At 72.1% G+C, this 19,519-nt stretch carries 18 protein-coding genes; 13 read left to right on the top strand and 5 right to left on the bottom strand.

Translation table 11 applies throughout. The annotated features are described in order from the left end of the window. Together ACYVKF_RS13785 and ACYVKF_RS13790 are read right to left on the bottom strand one after the other, a co-directional pair. Positions 1 to 945 carry a hypothetical protein gene (locus ACYVKF_RS13785; protein ID WP_460967123.1) on the bottom strand — a complete coding sequence of 315 codons (945 nt, stop codon included), beginning with the start codon at positions 943 to 945 and terminating at the stop codon, positions 1 to 3. Continuing rightward, positions 945 to 2,612, bottom strand: a complete 1,668-nt coding sequence (locus tag ACYVKF_RS13790) for a hypothetical protein (RefSeq protein ID WP_460967125.1) — start codon at positions 2,610 to 2,612, stop codon at positions 945 to 947. The genes ACYVKF_RS13785 and ACYVKF_RS13790 overlap by 1 nt, the downstream gene beginning before the upstream one ends. Before the next feature lie 592 nt (positions 2,613 to 3,204). Here ACYVKF_RS13790 and ileS point away from each other — a divergent pair. Together ileS and ACYVKF_RS13800 are read left to right on the top strand one after the other, a co-directional pair. Beyond that, positions 3,205 to 6,525 carry an isoleucine--tRNA ligase gene (gene ileS, locus ACYVKF_RS13795; protein WP_460967127.1) on the top strand — a complete coding sequence of 1,107 codons (3,321 nt, stop codon included), beginning with the start codon at positions 3,205 to 3,207 and terminating at the stop codon, positions 6,523 to 6,525. A gap of 118 nt (positions 6,526 to 6,643) precedes the next feature. Then, a complete protein-coding gene (locus ACYVKF_RS13800; protein WP_056917893.1) occupies positions 6,644 to 8,029 on the top strand; it encodes a bifunctional folylpolyglutamate synthase/dihydrofolate synthase in 1,386 nt (461 codons plus the stop codon). A 64-nt stretch (positions 8,030 to 8,093) separates the two neighbouring features. On the opposite strand, the gene ACYVKF_RS13805 is transcribed toward ACYVKF_RS13800, so the two are convergent. Then, a complete protein-coding gene (locus tag ACYVKF_RS13805) occupies positions 8,094 to 8,225 on the bottom strand; it encodes a hypothetical protein (protein ID WP_255353307.1) in 132 nt (43 codons plus the stop codon). A gap of 176 nt (positions 8,226 to 8,401) precedes the next feature. Between ACYVKF_RS13805 and ACYVKF_RS13810 the strand changes: the two genes are divergently transcribed. Continuing rightward, positions 8,402 to 8,794 (top strand): DUF4233 domain-containing protein, encoded by a 393-nt coding sequence (locus ACYVKF_RS13810; protein ID WP_460967129.1) that lies wholly within the window; start codon positions 8,402 to 8,404, stop codon positions 8,792 to 8,794. Here the strand turns inward: ACYVKF_RS13810 and ACYVKF_RS13815 are convergent. Next, complete coding sequence (locus ACYVKF_RS13815; protein ID WP_460967130.1) at positions 8,791 to 9,411, bottom strand: DUF998 domain-containing protein; 621 nt, start codon at positions 9,409 to 9,411, stop codon at positions 8,791 to 8,793. The two genes, ACYVKF_RS13810 and ACYVKF_RS13815, sit on opposite strands and share 4 nt — an antisense overlap. Positions 9,412 to 9,454: 43 nt before the next feature. Between ACYVKF_RS13815 and ndk the strand changes: the two genes are divergently transcribed. Then, a complete protein-coding gene (gene ndk, locus ACYVKF_RS13820) occupies positions 9,455 to 9,883 on the top strand; it encodes a nucleoside-diphosphate kinase (RefSeq protein ID WP_056917729.1) in 429 nt (142 codons plus the stop codon). A 42-nt stretch (positions 9,884 to 9,925) separates the two neighbouring features. On the opposite strand, the gene ACYVKF_RS13825 is transcribed toward ndk, so the two are convergent. Then, positions 9,926 to 10,447 carry a MarR family winged helix-turn-helix transcriptional regulator gene (locus tag ACYVKF_RS13825; protein ID WP_056917728.1) on the bottom strand — a complete coding sequence of 174 codons (522 nt, stop codon included), beginning with the start codon at positions 10,445 to 10,447 and terminating at the stop codon, positions 9,926 to 9,928. Between the two features lie 82 nt (positions 10,448 to 10,529). Between ACYVKF_RS13825 and ACYVKF_RS13830 the strand changes: the two genes are divergently transcribed. From ACYVKF_RS13830 to rpsO, 9 genes are all read left to right on the top strand, one after another. Then, the gene (locus tag ACYVKF_RS13830) at positions 10,530 to 11,795 is read left to right on the top strand and encodes an MFS transporter (RefSeq protein ID WP_460967133.1); all 1,266 of its coding nucleotides are present in this window, start codon (positions 10,530 to 10,532) and stop codon (positions 11,793 to 11,795) included. Between the two features lie 77 nt (positions 11,796 to 11,872). Beyond that, positions 11,873 to 12,919 carry a rod shape-determining protein MreB gene (gene mreB, locus ACYVKF_RS13835; RefSeq protein WP_460967135.1) on the top strand — a complete coding sequence of 349 codons (1,047 nt, stop codon included), beginning with the start codon at positions 11,873 to 11,875 and terminating at the stop codon, positions 12,917 to 12,919. A 3-nt stretch (positions 12,920 to 12,922) separates the two neighbouring features. After that, a complete protein-coding gene (gene mreC, locus ACYVKF_RS13840; RefSeq protein WP_460967136.1) occupies positions 12,923 to 13,783 on the top strand; it encodes a rod shape-determining protein MreC in 861 nt (286 codons plus the stop codon). Next, complete coding sequence (locus tag ACYVKF_RS13845) at positions 13,780 to 14,289, top strand: rod shape-determining protein MreD (RefSeq protein ID WP_460967138.1); 510 nt, start codon at positions 13,780 to 13,782, stop codon at positions 14,287 to 14,289. The genes mreC and ACYVKF_RS13845 overlap by 4 nt, the downstream gene beginning before the upstream one ends. Beyond that, entirely contained in the window at positions 14,286 to 16,280 is a 1,995-nt protein-coding gene (gene mrdA / locus ACYVKF_RS13850) for a penicillin-binding protein 2 (protein ID WP_460967140.1), read from the top strand. Before ACYVKF_RS13845 ends, mrdA begins: the two co-directional genes overlap by 4 nt. A gap of 66 nt (positions 16,281 to 16,346) precedes the next feature. Then, the gene (gene lpdA, locus ACYVKF_RS13855) at positions 16,347 to 17,741 is read left to right on the top strand and encodes a dihydrolipoyl dehydrogenase (protein WP_056920000.1); all 1,395 of its coding nucleotides are present in this window, start codon (positions 16,347 to 16,349) and stop codon (positions 17,739 to 17,741) included. Between the two features lie 22 nt (positions 17,742 to 17,763). Next, positions 17,764 to 18,333, top strand: coding sequence for a GNAT family N-acetyltransferase (locus ACYVKF_RS13860; protein ID WP_460967142.1), 570 nt, complete (start codon positions 17,764 to 17,766; stop codon positions 18,331 to 18,333). 260 nt (positions 18,334 to 18,593) lie between these two features. Then, positions 18,594 to 19,037 carry a helix-turn-helix domain-containing protein gene (locus tag ACYVKF_RS13865; protein ID WP_460967144.1) on the top strand — a complete coding sequence of 148 codons (444 nt, stop codon included), beginning with the start codon at positions 18,594 to 18,596 and terminating at the stop codon, positions 19,035 to 19,037. 98 nt (positions 19,038 to 19,135) lie between these two features. Continuing rightward, positions 19,136 to 19,405: a 30S ribosomal protein S15 gene (gene rpsO, locus ACYVKF_RS13870; RefSeq protein WP_056917719.1), complete on the top strand. Its 270-nt coding sequence runs from the start codon at positions 19,136 to 19,138 to the stop codon at positions 19,403 to 19,405. Positions 19,406 to 19,519 lie beyond the last annotated feature (114 nt).

The raw sequence follows: 19,519 nt of genomic DNA on the forward strand, positions 1-19,519 counted from the left end.
TCAGCCGTGCGAGCGGCGGCGGTGCGTGAGGTATGCCGCGGCGGCACCGACCACGCCGACGAGCCCGATCCCCGCGAAGAGCGTGGTCGACGACCCCTGGTCGGGGGTCGTGCCCGAGGCGAGGGCGCTGGGCCCCGGGTCCGTGCCGGTGCCCGATGCCGCCGCTGTCCCGGACGTGGTCGCCGAGGTGGGCGCAGCAGGGGCCGATGCGGTGCCCGAGGTGGTGCCCGAGGTGGTGGCGCTGTGGCCCGGGGTCGTGGCGGACGGCGTGGTGCGGCCGGCCGACGGCGTCGTGCCGGCCGTCGCCTTGCCAGTGCTCGTGCCCTTCGCCGACGTACCCCTCGACGAGGTGCCGCCGGGGGTCGAGCTGCTGTGCGCCGGGGTGGAGGAGCTCGTCCGCGGGGTGCTGGACGGCTTCGGCGTGGGCGTGGGCGTCGAGGACGAGCTGGGCTTCGGGGTGCTCGTCCTGGCTGGTGGCGCCGAGCTGGGCTGTCCGCCGGAGCCGAACGCGAACCCGATGACCGTCCCCGGGGCCGGGTCGTAGCTGGCCACGCCGGACTGGCTGTAGGTCCACGCGCCGCCGCGCGGAGCGTGGAAGAACGCCCAGTAGGCGCTGGCCGGCGGCATCTGGATGCACGGGTCCTTGGCGGGCGTCCCGTTGATCCGGCAGACGACCGTCCCCGGGTAGCGCTGCGGCGACACCACGGTGGCCACCGCCTTGAGCGCGCTCATGGCCGAGGTGGGGTCACCGGAGACGCACGAGGTGGTGGTGCTGGCGCCATAGTCGATGACGACGGTGACCCCGGTGGTGCCCGAGCAGGCCGCCGCCTGGGCGGCCCCACCCGGCAGGGTGAGGCCGCCGACGGCGACGAGGGCGGCGGCCGCGACGAGGCGGCCGACACGACGGGTGATCGGGCGGGTGCTCGGGCGGGGAACGAGGCGCATCAGGCGTGGACGCCCTTGCGACGAGCCAGGACCAGGGCGCCTGCACCCAGGAGGAGCAGCAGCAGGCCGGCGATCACGAAGGCGCTGACGTCCGCACCGGTGAACGCCAGCGAACCGGGCGTGGCCGAGGCGGGGTCGCCGGAGCCGCCGCCGGAACCGCCGCCCGACCCGGCCGTCGCCGAACCACTGCCGGCGTCGGTGGAGCTGGAGGTGGCCGAGGACGTGCCGGACGAGGTCGTCGACGTGGTGCTCGTCGGGCTCGTCGTCGTGGACGTGGTGGGTGCCGCGCAGGTGAGGTCGGGCGCGGTGGCGTCCGCGCCGGTGCCGGACACGGCATACAGCGGGGTGCCGGCGAGGGCGAGGAGGGCCTGGCTGGTCGCCCGGCGGTCCTGGTCCTGCACGGTCGCGCCCTTGGCCGCGGCGGCCGTCATGGCAGCCCGGTCGTAGGCGATGCCGCCACGGAACGCGGCGGGGAGGTCGCAGCCGTACTGCAGAGCGCGCAGGTAGCCCTGGGCGGCGCGCGCCTGGGCGGTGCGCCCGCCCGCGAGGAAGGCCTGACCGGCGAGGCCGGTCGAGTTCGCGTTGTGTGCTGCCGTCGGGCCGGCGCCACCGACACCGCCATCGGTGCCCTGGATGCCCGCGAGGTAGTCCAGACCCTTCCCGGCGTCGGCGTCACCGGCACCGCCCACCGCGAGGAGGGCCTGCACGGCGAAGGCGGTGACGTCGGGGTCGCTCACGCACGGCGTCGCGCCGAAGCTGAGGCTGAAGCCGCCGTCGCTGCACTGGTTGTCGCGGATGATCGTGACGGACGCGGGCGAGGTCGTCTCCCCGGCCCGGCGCAGCGACATGACCGCCAGCGACTGGCCGATCAGGTTGGAGTAGTCGGCGCCACCGGCCGAGTGGTCGGAGAACCGGCCGCTGGGGGTCTCCAGGCCCTCCAGCGTGGAGACGAGGTCGACGCCGCCGAACGCGGTGGGGTCGACGCCCTGGGCCACGGCGACGAGCAGGGACTTGGCCGTGGCGCCGGCGTACAGCTCGGTCGGGCCGAAGTCGGTCCCGATGTACTGGCCGATGTTGTCGGCGACGAACTTCGTCGCCGCGGCGGCCTCGGTCTGACCCGCGCCCGCGGCGTCGAGGGCGAGCACCGCGTCGAGGGTGACGCCGTAGTCGGCGTAGTCGACCCCGTCGAAGCTCACGGACAGGTGGTGACCACCGGCGGCGAGCTCGCGCTCGAGGAAGCCGGCACCGACCAGCGTCGGGTCGGTCGAGGTGGCGGGCAGGGCCGAGGGGGCCGCGAGGCCGTAGCGCGCCGCGTCGCCGCCGCGCACGAGGCCGCCGGTGGCCGGCCCGGACGTCGTGGACGAGGTGGACGGAGCCGTGGTGGGCGCCGACGCCGTCGTGGAGGGGGCGGGCTGCGTCGTGGTGGGGGCCGTCGCCGTGGACGGAGCCGAGGTGGTCGAACCGGTCCCGGTGGACGAGGTCGAGGAGCCGGTCGACGTGGTGGACGTGGTCGGCGCGGTCGTCGTGGCGGGAGCGGTGGTGCTCGTGACGGAACCGGTCGTGGGCGTGGTGGTGCTCGCCGACGCAAGACCCGGCGTCACGAGCGTGGCGGCGACCGCCAGGGCGAGTGCGGCAGCCGGACGGGCGCTGCGGATGGAGTGGTGCATGGTGCCTCTCAGTGCGAGCGGTGTCGCGACGGTGGCACCGGTGCACCCGGGTGGAAAGACAAAACCCCCGTTCGTCGCTCTCACGACAAAACAGGGGGTGGCCTCGGACCTGGTGGGTGTCCGGGCTCCACCCCGCGTACCTCGACGGATTTGGAGCCGCTTCGCGTTCCAGGCATTCCGGCTCGCCACCCTCGCGGGGGGCCTACGGTTGCGGGTCAGCGCCGGACTTGGACCGGCTTCCCCTGTGGCGCGTCGTGGTGTCACCCGAGGGCGACGGCCCGACTCTACACCCGGGAGCGGGGGCGGCCGGAAACCCGGACGAGCCGTGGGCCACGGCCCGCTAGACTGGGTGGACAGGCGTCGACCCGGCCATCACCGGTGAGCCTCCGGAAGAACAGGGCCACCCCGGTGGGCGGCCCCCATTAGACCCGGACGGATGGGCCCGTCAGCGCCTGGAGCAAGAGCGGTCGTATGCCGTGTGGTCACCACCCGGCATACGGCAAGCGAGGTGGTACCGCGGTGCCGCCGGGACAGCCCGGCGTCGTCGTCCTCGTGCGACACGCACGAACGATGACGAAGGACCGCCGACACCATGGCCTATCCCAAGGTCTCCAGCGCAGCCCCCGACGACGCCGTGACCACCACCGGTTCGCCCCAGGGGGTGCCCGCCTCTCCCCGGTTCCCGGAGATCGAGGAGCGCATCCTCAGGTACTGGGACGAGGACGGCACCTTCATCGCCTCGGTCGAGAACCGCTCCGCCGGCCAGGACGGCGACAACGAGTTCGTCTTCTACGACGGCCCGCCCTTCGCCAACGGCCTGCCGCACTACGGCCACCTGCTGACCGGCTACGTCAAGGACCTCATCCCGCGCTACCAGACGATGCGGGGGCGCCGGGTCGAGCGGCGGTTCGGCTGGGACACGCACGGCCTGCCCGCCGAGCTCGAGGCGATGAGCCAGCTCGGCATCAAGACCAAGGACGAGATCCTCGAGCTGGGCATCGAGAAGTTCAACGCCAAGTGCCGCGAGTCGGTCCTGAAGTACACCGACGACTGGCGGGAGTACGTCACGCGCCAGGCCCGGTGGGTCGACTTCGACAACGACTACAAGACGCTCGAGCCCGACTACATGGAGTCGGTCATCTGGGCGTTCAAGCAGCTGCACGACAAGGGCCTGGTCTACGAGGGCTTCCGCGTGCTGCCCTACTGCTGGAACGACCAGACGCCGCTGTCCAACCACGAGCTGCGCATGGACGACGACGTCTACCAGAACCGCCAGGACCCGGCCGTCACCGTCGGGCTGCGCCTGGAGACCGGCGAGCTGGCGCTGGTCTGGACGACGACGCCGTGGACCCTCCCGGCCAACCTCGGCATCATGGTCGGGCCCGACATCGACTACGTCGTCGTCGAGTCCGACGTGACCGGCACGACCCAGCGCTACGTCATCGGCGAGGCGCGCCTCGCGGCCTACGCCAAGGACCTGTTCGGCGCGGACGAGCAGGACCCGGCGTCGCGCATCGTGGAGCGGCTCAAGGGCAGCGACCTCGTCGGGCGCTCCTTCACGCCGCCGTTCGACTACTACCTGGGCCACGACAAGGCGCATCGCGTCTTTCCGGCGGACTTCGTCACCACCGAGGACGGCACCGGGCTCGTCCACACCGCAGGCGCCTTCGGTGAGGAGGACAAGATCGTCACCGACGCGGCCGGGATCGAGCCGGTCATCCCCGTCGGTCCCGACGGCTGCTTCACCTACCCGGTCACCGACTACGAGGGCGTCCAGGTCTTCGACGCCAACCCGATGGTCATCGAGCACCTCAAGAACCGCACCCGCGGTGAGGGCGAGACCGGCGCGGTCACCGAGGGCACGGTGCTGCTGCGCCGCGAGACGTACGACCACTCCTACCCGCACTGCTGGCGCTGCCGCCAGCCGCTGATCTACATGGCTGTGTCGAGCTGGTTCGTCGAGGTCACCAAGATCAAGGCGCGGATGCTCGAGCTCAACCAGCAGATCGACTGGACGCCGGAGCACATCAAGCACGGCCAGTTCGGCAAGTGGCTGGAGAACGCCCGGGACTGGTCGATCTCGCGGAACCGCTTCTGGGGCAGCCCGATCCCGGTCTGGAAGTCCGACAACCCGGAGTACCCGCGCCTCGACGTCTACGGGTCGTTCGCCGAGCTCGAGGCCGACTTCGGTGTCGAGGTCAAGGACCTGCACCGGCCCTTCATCGACGACCTGACCCGGCCCAACCCCGACGACCCGACGGGGCGGTCGACCATGCGTCGCGTCGAGGACGTCCTGGACGTGTGGTTCGACTCCGGCTCGATGTCGTTCGCGCAGGTGCACTACCCGTTCGAGAACGAGCAGTGGTTCGACCACCACTTCCCGGGTGACTTCATCGTCGAGTACATCGGGCAGACGCGTGGCTGGTTCTACACCCTCCACGTCCTGGCGACGGCGCTGTTCGACCGGCCGGCGTTCTCGTCCTGCGTCAGCCACGGGATCGTCCTGGGCTCGGACGGGCAGAAGATGTCCAAGTCGCTGCGCAACTACCCCGATGTGCGCGAGGTCTTCAACCGTGACGGTGCCGACGCCATGCGCTGGTTCCTCATGAGCAGCCCGATCCTGCGCGGCGGCAACCTCGTCGTCACCGAGCAGGGGATCCGCGACGGCGTCCGCCAGGTGCTCATCCCGCTGTGGAACACCTGGTACTTCTTCTCGTTGTACGCCAACGCCTTCCGCTCGGGTCCCGACAGCGACCACGGGTATGAGGCGAAGTGGTCGACCGCATCGACGGACCCGCTCGACCGCTACCTGCTGGCCAAGCTCGGGCAGTACGTGCAGACGATGCAGGACCAGCTCGACCGGTACGAGGTAGCCAACGCGTGCGAGACGACGCGGGGCTTCCTCGACGTGCTGACCAACTGGTACGTCCGTCGCTCGCGCGAGCGGTTCTGGGACACCGGCGCCGGCCAGGACGGCAGCCAGACCGAGCAGGCCTTCGATACGCTCTACACGGCGCTCGAGGTCGTCTGCCGGGTGGCGGCGCCCCTGCTGCCCCTGACGACGGAGGAGATCTGGCGCGGCCTGACCGGGGGGCGCTCGGTGCACCTCACCGACTGGCCGGACGCGACCGACCTGCCGCACGACGCGGCGCTCGTCGCGGGCATGGACCGTGCGCGCGAGGTCTGCTCCGTGGCGTCGTCGCTGCGCAAGGCCAGCGGCCTGCGGGTGCGGCTGCCGCTGCAGGACCTCACGGTGGTCGTGCCGGACGCGTCGGCGCTCGAGGACTTCGGAGCCATCGTGGCCGACGAGGTCAACGTCCGCACGGTCACCCTGCGTGACATCGGCGAGGCGAGCCAGTCCGACTTCGGGATCACCCAGCGCCTCACCGTCAACGCCCGCGCGGCAGGTCCGCGGCTGGGTCGCGACGTGCAGCTGGCGATCAAGGGCAGCAAGTCCGGCGACTGGTCGGTGGCCGAGGACGGCACCGTGACGTCCGGTGGTCTGGCCCTGGTCGAGGGGGAGTACACCCTCGAGACCGTGGTCGACGCCGGGGCCCAGGGCCACTCGCAGGCCACGGCCATGCTTCCTGGTGGCGGGTTCGTCGTCCTCGACACCGACGTCACCCCGGAGCTCGCCGCCGAGGGCCTGGCCCGCGACGTCGTCCGCGCGGTCCAGCAGGCCCGCCGTGACGCCGGCCTCGAGGTCGGTGACCGGATCTCGCTGACGGTCACCGGCAGCCAGGCGGTGTGGGAGGCCACGGTCACCCACCAGGCGCTCATCGTCGAGGAGACCCTGGCCACGCAGTTCGGGAGCGCACCCCAGCTCGAGGCCCTGCCCGAGCGGGCCGACGTCGCCCAGGCGACGGTCGGCGACGGCGAGCCCATCCGCATCAAGGTGATGAAGCTGTCCTGACGCACGCGCCATACCGGGGTCCTCGAGCGATCCGGCGGACCAGGACCCGTCGGATCGCTCGAGGACCGGGGCGTGGGGCGTGATCATCGAGCACGTGCGGGTGCGCGATGATGGGGGCATGCCTGCACCCGACTCAGCCCAGCGCGAGGCCGCGCGCAACCTCGAGCTCGTGCGGCGGATGCGCGAGGTGGAGGACGCGATCCTCGCCCGCGCCCCCGAGCACGACCTCCAGCCCAGCCTCGACCGCATCGCCGCGGTCATGGAGCTGCTCGGCGACCCGCAGCGCAGCTACCCCGTCATCCACCTCACCGGCACCAACGGCAAGACCTCGACGACCCGCGTCATCGACACGCTGCTGACCGAGATGGGGCTGCGGACGGGTCGGTTCACCTCGCCGCACCTGCACAGCGTCCGCGAGCGGATCGCCCTGGCGGGCGAACCGATCAGCCGCGAGAAGTTCCTCGCCGCCTACGACGACGTCATCCCCTTCATCGAGATGGTGGACGTGAAGTCGGTCGGCGAGGGTGGCCCGCGGATGACCTACTTCGAGGTGCTCGTCGCGATCGCGTATGCCGCGTTCGCCGACGCGCCCGTGGACGTCGCCATCGTCGAGGTCGGCCTCGGCGGGAGCTGGGACGCGACGAACGTCGCCGACGGCGCGGTGGCCGTGGTCACGCCGATCTCGCTCGACCACCAGCACTTCCTGGGCAACGACGTCGTCGACATCGCCACCGAGAAGTCGGGGATCATCAAGGCCGACGCGGTCGCCGTCATCGGGACGCAGGAGCCCGACGTCGCGCAGGTCCTCATCGAGCGCGGTGAGGAGGTCGGGGCACGGATGACGTTCGAGGGCAACGACTTCGGGCTCCTGACGCGTGAGGTCGCCGTCGGCGGCCAGCAGATCTCGATCCGTGGTCTGGGGGGCGACTACGAGGACCTCTTCCTCCCGCTGCACGGTGCCCACCAGGCGCACAACGCCACCCTCGCGCTCGTCGCGGTCGAGGCGTTCCTCGGTGGCGGCGAGCAGCGGCTCGAGCCCGACGTCGTGCGCGCCGGGTTGGCCCGGGCCGCCTCGCCGGGTCGCCTGGAGATCGTCCGCAGGTCGCCCACGGTCATCGTCGACTCGGCGCACAACCCGGCGGGCGCGCTGGCCCTGCGGCAGGCGCTCGAGGACTCGTTCACCTTCGCCAAGGTCGTCGGCGTCATCGCGATCCTCAAGGACAAGGACGCCACGGAGATGCTCGAGGCGCTCGAACCCGTCCTCGACCACGTCGTCGTCTCGCGGACCACGTCGCCGCGGGCGATGCGGCCGGACGACCTCGGTGAGCTGGCGGTCGACATCTTCGGCGAGGACCGCGTCACCGTCGTCCAGGACCTGCCGGACGCGCTCGACGTGGCCGCGGGACTCGCGGACGAGGGCGGCATGAGCGGAGGCGTCGTGGCCACCGGTTCGGTGACGACGGCGGCCGAGGTCCGGATGCTCGTCGGCACGACCGACGTCTGAGCCGGATCCTCGGGTCGAGCGGCTCGGGGTGGGAGCTGCCGCGCGCCCACCCCGAGGCGGTCGGCTACTTCTTGCCGATCGAACCCACGTCGCTGTGGGTCTTGGCGTCCGCCTTGGCGTGCTTCTCGGCGCGCTTCTCCTTGATGGACTTGCTCGCCTTCTTGGCCAGGTTCTGTCTCGGTGACTTGTCGGCCATGGCTGTGCTCCCAGCGCTAGGAAGCCTGAGTGGCTCCGTGCACTGACAGTACGCCCGTGCGGGACGCCTTAGGCTCGTCCCATGCACCCCCTCGCCAAGCTGGTCCTCCTGGTGGCCGTGGTCGCCGTGGCGTTCTGGCTGCTGACCAAGTTCCGCGACAACGGGAGGAACCGCCGGTGAAGGGGATCGTCCTCTACGGCGCGCTGGGCAAGTTCACCTGGCGGATGCTGGCGACGGTGCTGGCCGGCCAGGGCATCGTCGTGTTCCTCGGGGCCCTCGTCGCCCGCGGCATCGCGCTGGCCGATGGTGACGACGCCGGCTCCACCTGGCTCTGGGTGGGCACCGGTCTGGCCCTCCTCTGCTTCGTGGCCGCCGGGATGATGCGCCGCCCCTACGGCGTCACCGTCGGCTGGCTCATCCAGGTGGCGACCTTCGCCGCGGCCTTCGTCGTGCCCGCGATGCTCATCGTGGGCTTCATCTTCCTGCTGCTGTGGGTCGGCTCGCTGGTGGTCTGCCACCGCGTCGAGCAGGAGCAGGCGCGTCGCCAGCACGAAACTGCCTCGACCTAGCGGCTGCGGCCGCCGACGCGACCCAGGGTGAGGGCGGCGAGCGGGAGCCAGAGCTTGGCCGGCCAGATGGCCAGCCGTTCCGCCGCGCCGGACCCCGCATCCGCCCCCAGCAGTGCACCGAAGGACACGGCCCCCACCAGGGCGGCCACCCCCAGGACCGTGCCGGCCACGCGGACCCGACCGGTCGTGAGCCAGCGGGCGTGCAGGAGCAGGGCCAGCGGCTGTGCCACGAAGACCGGCAGGGCCACCAGGGCGTGCAGGGTCGGGTGCACGTCGACCGGGGCCAGCCCGACGCCGACCGAGAACACCCCTGCGAGGATCCAGAGGCCGCCGACGACCCGTTCGCGCGCGCTCGCCCCGCGCAGCAGCGGGATGGCACCGACCGCCTGGAGGAGGCCGAACCCGATGAACACGAGGTTCATAGCCCACGCGGCCGACGAGCAGCCGGTCGCGTCGGGGGAGTCGCAGGTCGCGCCGAGGGCGCTGATCGTGTCGTCGGCGAGGGAGTAGCCGACGCCGGCGAACAGGGCGAGCAGCACCTCGGCGGCGAGGTAGCCCGGCTGCGCCAGCCACGCTGCATACGGGATCGTCCTGGTGGCCCCGTCGGTCGCTCGCACACCGCGACGGTAGTGCCACCGCAGGCTGGGTAGGCTGGCGGGCGTGACGACGCAGATCGAACGTTCCCTGGTCCTGGTCAAGCCCGACGGTTTCGCCCGCGGCCTCTCCGGCGAGGTCCTGCGCCGCATCGAGGCGAAGGGCTACACCCTCGCCGCGCTCGCGGTGACGACCCCCACCCGCGAGCAGCTCGCCGAGCACTACGCCGAGCACGAGGGCAAGCCCTTCTACGAGCCGCTCGTGGAGTTCATGTCGAGCGGCCAGGTGACCGCGATCGTCATCGAGGGCCACCGCTGCATCGAGGGCTTCCGCGCCCTTGCCGGTGCCACCGACCCGACCGCTGCGCTGCCCGGCACCATCCGCGGCGACCTCGGCCGCGACTGGGGCAAGAAGGTCCAGGAGAACATCGTGCACGGCTCGGACTCCCCGGAGTCGGCCGCCCGCGAGATCGCGATCTGGTTCCCGCACCTCTGATCTGACCACCCGTGTGCCGGTCCGGCCGGCGACACGACCGACCTAGGCGGTCTCGATCTCGTCGAGCCCGCTGATCACCACCTCGAGGAGCGCGGCCAGCCGGTCGCGCTCCTCGCGCTTGAGGCCCGCCAGCACGTCCGACTCGACGACGTTGGCCTCGCGCACCGCGGCCTCGAACAGCTCCCAGCCCTGGGTGGTCAGCTCGACGAGCACCCGCGTGCGGTTCTCGGGGTCGGGGGAGCGACGGACCAGCCCGCGCTCGGTCATCTTGTCGAGCCGGTGCGTCATCGACGAGGCCGCGACGTTGCTCGCGTCGGCCAGCTGCGACGGCGTGACCGGCCGTCCCTCGGACGTCGCGAGGACAGCGACGACCGACCACTCGCCGTGCGACAGGTCGAGGTCGGCGAGCTGCCGGGTGTACCACTGGTCGAGCTTGCGGCTGAGCGAGTTCACCGCCGTGATGACGCGCTGCACCGACTCGTCGCCACCCGCGGCGACGTAGCTGGCGACCGCCTCCCGGTACTGCTCCTGGACGGTGCGTCCGGCCTTCTTCCTCGCTGCCATGGGGTCATCCTCGCACGGCGTTCTTCGGATGCTAAGATTTCGATATCGAAATATTCTACGTCGAAGAACTGTTGAAGACACCATGCGCGCCAAGCTCCTGATCCTCGCCTCCGCCATCGCCATGCTCGGCTGGGGCACCGTCCTGCCCTACCAGTACGCCTACGCCGCCACCACGCGTGGCTGGGGTGCGCTGCTGGCTGCCGCGGCGTCGAGCCTGTTCTCGGTCGGCGCGCTGCTGGCCGCCCCCGTCGGCGGTCGCCTCGCCGACCGCGTCTCCCCGGTGCTGGTCGCCGTCGGTGCCAAGGTCATCGCCGCCGCGGGTGCCGCGTCCCTGATCTGGGCCGACGGCCCGGTCACCTTCCTCGTCGGCATGTTCGTCTTCGGCCTCGGCATCACTGCCGCCAACCCCGCCCAGTCCGTCCTCGTGCTGCGCTGGGTCGGTGGCCACGACCGCCGACGCGTCTTCGCCTGGCAGTTCACCGGACAGGCCCTGGGCATGGCCGTCGGCGCGTTCGCCGCCGGCTACGTCGTCGACCTGGACCGCACCGACGGCATGTGGCCGGCCTTCGCCACCGCCGCCGTCGGGTTCCTGGCCTCCGCCGCCCTGCTCCTCGTCGCCGGTATGCCGCGCTGGGGCACCGCACCGGGAGCGACCGCGGACGCGACCGACGCCTCCGGGGCCCCCGAGCCCGTCCGGTCGGCCGGCCCGCGCGAGGCACTGCGAGCCATCTGGGCCATCCCCGCGCTGCGGTGGACCGCCCTCATCACGGTCACGCTGGCGCTGGGCTTCTACGCGCAGTTCGAGTCCGGACTGCCCGCCTACGCGCTCACCGTCCTGCACGTCGACGAGACCACCATCGGCCTCGCGGCGGCGGTCAACTGCGTCGTCATCATCGCCCTGCAGATGCTCGTCGTCCGCCTCACGGCGAAGCGCAGCGGCGCCACCCTGCTCATGGGGGTCGGCCTGATCTGGACCATCTCCTGGCTGGTGCTCGCTGCCGCGTCACTGGCCCCGGAGCTCGCGGCGGTCCTGTTCGTGACCACGTTCGGCATCTTCGCCGTCGGCGAGACGATGTACGCCCCCGTGCTCAACCCGCTCACCGCCAGCCTCGCCCCGTCGGGCCTGGTCGGCACCACGCTGGGGATGTTCACGGCCCTGCAGACCGGGTTCTCGGCGGTCGGCCCGCTGGTGGCCGGGGTCATCCTGGGCGCCGGGATGGGCAGCCTGTTCATCGGCCTGCACATCGCGATCAGCCTGCTGGCCGTGTTCGGCGCCTGGCGCCTGCGTGCCACCCTCAAGGCCCCGGTCCTCGCGCCCCGCGCGGTGGAGGCCGAGCTGGTCGCCTGACCCGGGCGCCATACCCGACCTGACCCGCCCGGCGCGGCTGCCGGGTGGGTCGGAACGCCACGCGTAGCATCGCGCTCGTGAGTGGCACGGGTGGCGGGTCGAGGGCCTGGACGGGCTGGGGCAGGGACCTCGCCATCGACCTCGGAACCGCCAACACCCTCGTCTACGAACGCGGTCGCGGGGTCGTCCTGGACGAGCCCTCGGTGGTCGCGATCGAGGCGGGCACCTCCACGTTGCTGGCCGCCGGCACGCGGGCCAAGGAGATGCTCGGCCGCACCCCCGGCCACGTGCGCGCCGTGCGGCCGCTCGCCGACGGCGTGATCTCGGACGCCGACATCACCGAGCGCATGCTGCGCTACTTCGTCGACCAGGTCCGTCCGTCGCGGCTGTTCCGTCCGCGGATGGTCGTCTGCGTCCCGAGCGAGGTGACCGGGGTCGAGCGACGCGCCCTCGAGGACGCCGCCGTCCGGGCCGGGGCCCGCCGGGTCTACGTCATCGAGGAGCCGATGGCTGCCGCGATCGGCGCCGACCTTCCGGTCAACGACACCGCGGCCTCGATGGTCGTCGACATCGGCGGCGGGACGACCGATGTCGCCGTGATCAGCCTCGGCGGCATCGTCACGTCCCGGTCGCTTCGCGTCGGGGGAGACGAGCTCGACGAGGCGATCATCGCCCACGTGAAGAGCGAGTACTCGCTGCTGCTGGGAGAGCGCAGCGCCGAGGACATCAAGATCGCGGCGGGTTCGGCGTTCCCGCTGCGCGAGGAGACCAGCACCCGGGTCCGAGGCCGCGACCTGGTCACCGGCCTGCCCAAGACCGTGACGATCTCCAGCCCCGAGGTCCGCCGCGCCATCGAGGCGCCCCTGCTGCAGATCGTCGAGCTGGTGCGGGCGACGCTCGACGTCTGCCCGCCCGAGCTCGCCGGCGACGTCCTCGACCGCGGGGTCACCCTCACCGGCGGAGGCGCGTTGCTGCCCGGGCTCGACGAGCGGCTGCGCCACGAGCTGGGCGTGCCGGTGCGGGTCGCCGACGACCCGCTGCGTGCGGTCGTGCGCGGTTCGGGACGGTGCATCGAGGAGTTCGGGACGCTCGAACGCGTCCTGGTCGACACACGTCGCTTCTGACCCATGCCCCGACCCCGCCGTTCGCCCCGCACCGCCGCTCGCCCCCTGCGCAGCGACCGGTCGCGCCGACTGCTCACCACCCTCCTGCTCGCCACGATCGTGGTGCTCGTCGCCGACCTCGCCGGGGCGCCGGGGACGGGCGCGGTCCGCACCGCTGCCGGTGTGGTGCTCGGGCCGGTCGAGGGGCTGCTGCGGCCGGAGGTCGGCCGGGACGACCCCGGCGTTCGCGGGACCCGGGCGGCCACCGCCGCCGACACCGTGGCCGCGCAGGCGACCGAGGCCGCGGCGTTCCAGCGGTTGCTGCGGGCCCCCGAGACCAGGGGCCGGGCGTTCGTCCCCGCCAGGGTCGTCGCCGTCGGCCGCGCCGGGTCGGCCGGCCCCGAACGCGTCACCATCGACGCAGGCTCCCGGGACGGGGTGCGGATCGACCGTGCCGTGGTCAACGCGGACGGGCTCGTCGGACGCGTCGTCGCCGTGTCGCCGTGGACCGCGGACGTGCAGCTCGTCGGGGCCGCCGACCTCACCATCTCCGTGCGGGCGGGCGCTGGGGTGCTCGGCTCGGTCGGCAGCGGCGCGACCGGCCCGCGTCGGCAGGCGCCGGGGGAGCTCACCCTCACCCCCGTGCAGCGGGGGACGCTCTCGCACGGCGACGTGGTGACCACGTTGGGAAGCCTCGACGGCACGCCATACCTCCCCGGGCTCCGGGTTGGCACGGTCACCGAGGTGGACGGCGACCCGGCCGCCCTCGTGCCGACCGCCGGTGTCAGGCCAGCCGTGGACGTCACCACCCTCGACGTGGTCGGGGTGCTCGTCCCTGCGGGCCGGACCGTCCCACGCGCGCCGTCCACGGGGGTGGCTAGGTGACGACCACCGCTCACCTCGCTGCCGGTGCTGGCCGGGTCCGCCTCGTCCGGGGTGCCGCGCTGGTGGTGCTCGCCGTGCTCGCGGTCGCGATCGGTGCCCGCACGCCCCTGTTGCTCCCTGACCTCGTCCTGCCCGTGGTCGTCGCCGGCGCCCTCGTCGGTGGCCCCACCCGGGGGGCCCTCCTCGGCCTCGGCGCCGGGTGGGTGGTCGACCTGGTCCCGCCCGGGTCCGCCCTGCTCGGCACCGCCGCCCTGACGTATGCCGTGTGCGGCCTGCTCGCGGGGGCCGGGCGCCGTGAGGGGCTGGCGTCCTGGCGCTGGGTGGCCGTCGTGGGAGTGCTGTGCTCCACGGTCCTGCTCGGCGGCGGGGCGATCGTGGCGCTCCTTGCCGGTTCCGCGCTGTCGCCGGCCGACACGGTCGTGCGGCTCGTCCTCACCGCGCTGCTGTGTGCGCTCACCGTCCCCGCGCTCGTCCGGGCCGAGCAGCAGCTGCGAGCCCGGTCGTGAACCGCCCCCGGCCGCGCCTCGCCCGGATCTGGGTCTTCGGACTGGTGGCGCTCAGCCTGGTCGGCACGCTGGTGGCCCGGCTCGGGCAGGTCCAGATCGGTGATCACGCCCAGTACGAGCGCGCCGCCGCCACGCTCAACACCCGGACGGTGACCGAACCCGCCGTCCGCGGGCGCATCCTCGACCGCAACGGCCTCCCGCTCGCCGACAACTCCACCCGCACCGTGGTGTCGGTCTCCCGCGGGGTGCTGGCCGACGCCGGCGACGGCGGGCGCGCGCTGGTGCGACGGATCGCCACGGCGTTGCAGGTCCCGTTCGACGAGCTCTGGGGACGCACCCAGCTCTGTGGCGCGAAGGGCGCCCCGCCGCAGCCGGTGTGCTGGGCCGGGTCGCCGTACGTCCCGGTCCCGCTGGTGTCCGGTGCCGACCCGGCCAGGGCCCTGGGGCTGCTGGAGCACCCCGACAGGTTCCCGGGGGTGACGGTCGGCGCCCAGCCCGTGCGCGACTACCCGCAGTCGACGGTCAACGCGGCGCACGTGCTCGGGTACCTCGGGCGGGCCTCGGAGAGCGACGTCGCCTCCTCCCGGGGCGCGGTCACCGGGTTGGACCTGGTCGGCCGGGCGGGGCTGGAACAGCAGTACGACGCACAGCTGCGCGGGGTCCCCGGGTCGGACACGGTGTCGCTGGACCCCCGCGGCGTCGTCGACGGCCAGGTGTCGAGCACAGCGCCGGTGCCGGGCAAGGACCTCGTCACCAACCTCGACGCGCGGGTCCAGTCGGCGGCCGAGTCGGCCCTCCGCTCGGCGGCGACCTCGGCCCGCACCCGTGGGTTCCGGGCCGACTCGGGGGCAGCCGTGGTCCTCGACGTGACGAACGGTGCCGTCGTCGCTGCCGCCAGCTACCCGACGTACGACCCGGCCGTCTGGACCGGCGGCATCTCGACCAAGGCGCTCGCCGCGCTCACCGACGCGAGCGCTGGGACGCCGCTCGTCTCGCGGGTCACCGCCGGTGCCTACCCGCCCGCCTCCACGTTCAAGGTCGTGAGCATCCCGGCCGCCGTCGAGGCCGGGAACGACCTGCGCGGCACCTACCAGTGCGGTTCGAGCTACACGATCGGCAACCGCAGGTTCGCCAACTACGAGTCCCGGGCCTACGGACCCATCGACCTGCGCCGGGCGATCGTCGTCTCCTGCGACACGATCTTCTACGACTTCGCCTACCGGTCCTGGCTGGCCCAGGGCGGCCTGGACGCGAAGAGCGACGCGGCGGACCCGTTCGTGGCGATGGCCAAGGAGCTCGGGCTCGGGGCCGCGACCGGTGTCGACCTGCCGGGGGAGCAGGCGGGACGGATCCCCGACCGGGCGTGGAAGCAGGCCACCTGGGCAGCGACCAGGACCGACACCTGCGCACGCGCGCGCACCGGCTACCCGGAGGTCGCGGCCACGGACCCCGGCCGCGCGGCATACCTGAGGTCCCTGGCGGTCGAGAACTGCCGCACCGGTTTCCAGTTCCGCGCCGGTGACGCCGCGAACTTCGCCATCGGACAGGGGGACACGACCGCCACCCCGCTCCAGATGGCGCGGGTGTATGCCGCGATCGCCAACGGCGGGACGCTCTGGACACCTCAGGTGGCCAAGGGGTTCGAGGCGCCCGGAGGTGCCCTCGAGCCGGTCCCCCCGAAGGCCGCGGGCAAGGTCACCTTCCCTGCCGGGACGCTGGCCTTCCTGCAGGACGCGCTCGTGGGCGTGGTGCGCCAGGGGACCGGCGTGGAGGCCTTCCGAGGGTTCCCGCTCGACCAGTGGCCGGTGGCCGGGAAGACCGGGACGGCGGAGGCGTTCGGGAAGCAGGACACGGCCTGGTTCGTGTCGTACGCCCCGGCCGACAAGCCGCGGTACGCGGTGGCGGTGGTCGTGTCGCAGGGAGGCACCGGTGGGGCGACGGCGGCGCCCGCCGCCCGACGGATCTACGACGTGCTCCGCACGCTGCCCTGACAGCTTTGCCCGCCGTCGCGGGACCACCGGTGGGGGACCGCGCCCGCACTCAGTAGGCTTGCCGTCATGGCTGACTTCGATGTGGTGGTGCTCGGTGCTGGTCCCGGTGGGTACGTCGCGGCGATCCGCGCGTCCCAGCTCGGTCTGAAGGCCGCGGTGGTCGAGTCGAAGTACTGGGGTGGTGTCTGCCTCAACGTCGGGTGCATCCCGTCGAAGGCTCTCCTGCGCAACGCGGAGCTGTCGCACATCCTCCAGCACGAGAAGGACAAGTTCGGCATCGAGGGCGACGCCACGATGTCCTACGGACCCACGCACGCACGCTCGCGCTCGGTCTCCGCGGGCATCGTCAAGGGCGTCCACTTCCTCATGAAGAAGAACAAGATCACCGAGATCGACGGGTGGGGCACGCTGACCAGCCCGACGTCGATGGACGTGGCCCTCAACTCCGGTGAGAAGCAGTCGATCACCTTCGACAAGCTGATCATCGCCACCGGTGCGACGACCCGGCTCATCCCCGGCACCTCGCTGTCCGACCGCGTCGTGACGTACGAGGAGCAGATCCTCACCGACCAGCTGCCCGGCTCGATCGTCATCGCCGGCTCCGGTGCCATCGGTGTCGAGTTCGCCTACGTCCTGAAGAACTTCGGCGTCGACGTGACGATCGTGGAGTTCCTCGACCGGATGGTGCCGACCGAGGACGCCGAGGTGTCCAAGGAGCTGCTCAAGCACTACAAGAAGCTCGGCATCACGATCATGCTCTCGACCAAGGTCGAGTCGATCGACGACAGCGGCGAGAAGGTCAAGGTCACGGTCTCACCGGCCGCCGGTGGCGAGTCGACGGTCATCGAGACCGACAAGGTGATGCAGGCGATCGGCTTCGCCCCGCGCGTCGAGGGCTACGGCCTGGAGAACCTCGGTGTCGCCACGGAGCGCGGCGCCATCGTCATCGACGACCACTGCCGCACCAACGTCGAGAACGTCTACGCGATCGGTGACGTCACGGGCAAGCTCATGCTCGCGCACACCGCGGAGGCGCAGGGTGTCGTGGCGGCCGAGACGATGGCCGGCGCCGAGACGATGCCGGTCGAGTACGACTTCATCCCGCGCGCGACCTACTGCCAGCCGCAGATCGCCTCCTTCGGCTACACGGAGGCGCAGGCCAAGGAGAAGGGCTACGACGTCAAGGTCGCCAAGTTCCCGTTCTCCGCCAACGGCAAGGCCATGGGCCTCGGCGACGCCGTCGGCTTCGTCAAGGTCATCGCCGACGCGACGCACAACGAGATCATTGGCGCCCACCTCATCGGGCCCGACGTCACCGAGCTGCTGCCCGCGCTGACCCTCGCGCAGAAGTGGGACCTCACCGCCGACGAGGTCGCTCGCAACGTGTTCGCTCACCCGACGCTGTCCGAGGCCGTCAAGGAGGCCGTCGAGGGCATCGCCGGCCACATGATCAACCTCTGACGGAGGCACTCGTATGGCGCGCGTGAGCCTGCCGATCACCACCGAGCGGCTGACGCTGCGCAGCTTCCGACCCGGTGACGAGGACGACGTCTTCGCCTACCGGTCGGTGCCCTCGGTGATCCGTTACATCCCGGGCGAGCCCAAGACGCGGGACCAGGTCGCCGACCTGGTCTCCGAACGGGCCACAGCCGGCCGGATCGACCCGACGTCGCCGAACCTCACCCTCGCGGTGGAGCTCGACGGCCGGGTCATCGGTGACGTGCTCATCCTCCTCGAGGGCCCCGACGGCGCGGACGGCAGGCAGGCGGAGATCGGCTGGGTGTTCGCGCCCGACGTCGCCGGGCAGGGGTACGCGACCGAGGCCGCGAGGGCGATCACCGAGGCGGCCTTCCGGGAGGTCGGGGTGCACCGTGTCTGGGCGCAGCTCGAGCCCGAGAACACGGCGTCGTCGCGCGTCTGCGAACGGCTCGGCATGCGCCTCGAAGCCGTCTTCGTCAAGGGCTCGTGGTTCAAGGAGCGCTGGACGGACCTGGCCGTCTACGCCCTCCTCGCCGACGAGTGGCCCCAGGCCGCACCGCCCTCGACCGCCTGACCCACCCTCACCCGCCCTCAGCCGACTCGCCGCCTCCCGACCAGACCACCCGCGATGCCGCCAGGAGCAGGGGGTGTGGCAACGCGACCACGTCACTGATCACGATCCGCCGTCAGTGACGTAGTCACTCCACCACCCCGTGTCCCCACTGGCGGGATCGGAGCGGGGCTCCATCGAACGCCGCCGTTGTCACACCCGTCCGCGACCCTGTTCCTCAGGCGTCGGTCGTCCAGGGGGAACGGCCGGCCGGGGGAGGACGCATGGACGAGTTCGATGGTGTGGGGTACCTGCTGAGGGCACGACGCCGGGCGCAGCTGAGCCAGCGCGAGATGGCCGGCAGCATCGGCGTGGCGCAGGCGACGCTCTCCGCATACGAGGGAGGCCGGCGCAAGCTGCCGGAACCCGTCCTGGTCGCGGCCCTTCGCGTGGCAGGGCTGCGGCTGGTGGTGGTCGACGAGAAGGGTCAGGAGGTGACGCCCTTCCCGGCTGACGCGGTGCGGGACAACGCCGGCCGACGTTTCCCCGCCCACCTCGAGGTGCAGCCGCCGGACCAGCTGCCGAGCGAGGCGCTCCGGGCGGCGCGGCCTGTGGACCGCCGGCGCGAGGAGGCTCAGCGCCCTTCGCGAGGCGGACGGCGCGCGCGTGGATCGTGCTCGGGAGGAGCGAACCGACGGCGATTAGGGTGCACCTCGGCCCGCTGGTAACCTTGCAACCGCCGTAGACCGGCCGCGGATCCAGAGAGCCCAGGTGAACCAGCCCTGAGGCACCGCGCAACGATTCCACGAAGGAGCAGTGTCGACCCATGCCGTTGAGCACCGAAGTCAAGCAGAAGATCATGTCCGAGCACGCCACGCACGAGGGCGACACCGGTTCCCCCGAGGTCCAGATCGCCCTGCTCACGCAGCGCATCCTCGACCTCACCGAGCACTCGCGCCAGCACAAGCACGACCACCACAGCCGCCGCGGCCTGCTGCTGCTGGTCGGCCAGCGTCGCCGCCTGCTGCGCTACCTCGAGAGCGTCGACGTGGAGCGTTACCGCGCGCTGATCAAGCGCCTCGGCCTGCGCCGCTGAACATCCGACAGGGACGGTCCTCCACGAGGGCCGTCCCTGTCGCATGGGGCCCGGCACTCCTGCCGGACACCCGCACCACCGCAGTACCAGCACGACCAGAAGAAGCCCGTGCAC

Source organism: Pedococcus soli (genome assembly GCF_054782575.1).

What these genes read in the sequence shown, in the direction of transcription:
- lpdA (WP_056920000.1), top strand. Translation starts at nt 16,347, where the DNA reads ATGGCTGACTTCGATGTGGTGGTGCTCGGTGCTGGTCCCGGTGGGTAC.
- ACYVKF_RS13825 (WP_056917728.1), bottom strand. Translation starts at nt 10,447, where the DNA reads ATGGCAGCGAGGAAGAAGGCCGGACGCACCGTCCAGGAGCAGTACCGG.
- ACYVKF_RS13785 (WP_460967123.1), bottom strand. Translation starts at nt 945, where the DNA reads ATGCGCCTCGTTCCCCGCCCGAGCACCCGCCCGATCACCCGTCGTGTC.
- ACYVKF_RS13865 (WP_460967144.1), top strand. Translation starts at nt 18,594, where the DNA reads ATGGACGAGTTCGATGGTGTGGGGTACCTGCTGAGGGCACGACGCCGG.
- ileS (WP_460967127.1), top strand. Translation starts at nt 3,205, where the DNA reads ATGGCCTATCCCAAGGTCTCCAGCGCAGCCCCCGACGACGCCGTGACC.
- mreC (WP_460967136.1), top strand. Translation starts at nt 12,923, where the DNA reads ATGCCCCGACCCCGCCGTTCGCCCCGCACCGCCGCTCGCCCCCTGCGC.
- ACYVKF_RS13790 (WP_460967125.1), bottom strand. Translation starts at nt 2,612, where the DNA reads ATGCACCACTCCATCCGCAGCGCCCGTCCGGCTGCCGCACTCGCCCTG.
- ACYVKF_RS13800 (WP_056917893.1), top strand. Translation starts at nt 6,644, where the DNA reads ATGCCTGCACCCGACTCAGCCCAGCGCGAGGCCGCGCGCAACCTCGAG.
- rpsO (WP_056917719.1), top strand. Translation starts at nt 19,136, where the DNA reads ATGCCGTTGAGCACCGAAGTCAAGCAGAAGATCATGTCCGAGCACGCC.
- ACYVKF_RS13830 (WP_460967133.1), top strand. Translation starts at nt 10,530, where the DNA reads ATGCGCGCCAAGCTCCTGATCCTCGCCTCCGCCATCGCCATGCTCGGC.
- ACYVKF_RS13805 (WP_255353307.1), bottom strand. Translation starts at nt 8,225, where the DNA reads ATGGCCGACAAGTCACCGAGACAGAACCTGGCCAAGAAGGCGAGCAAG.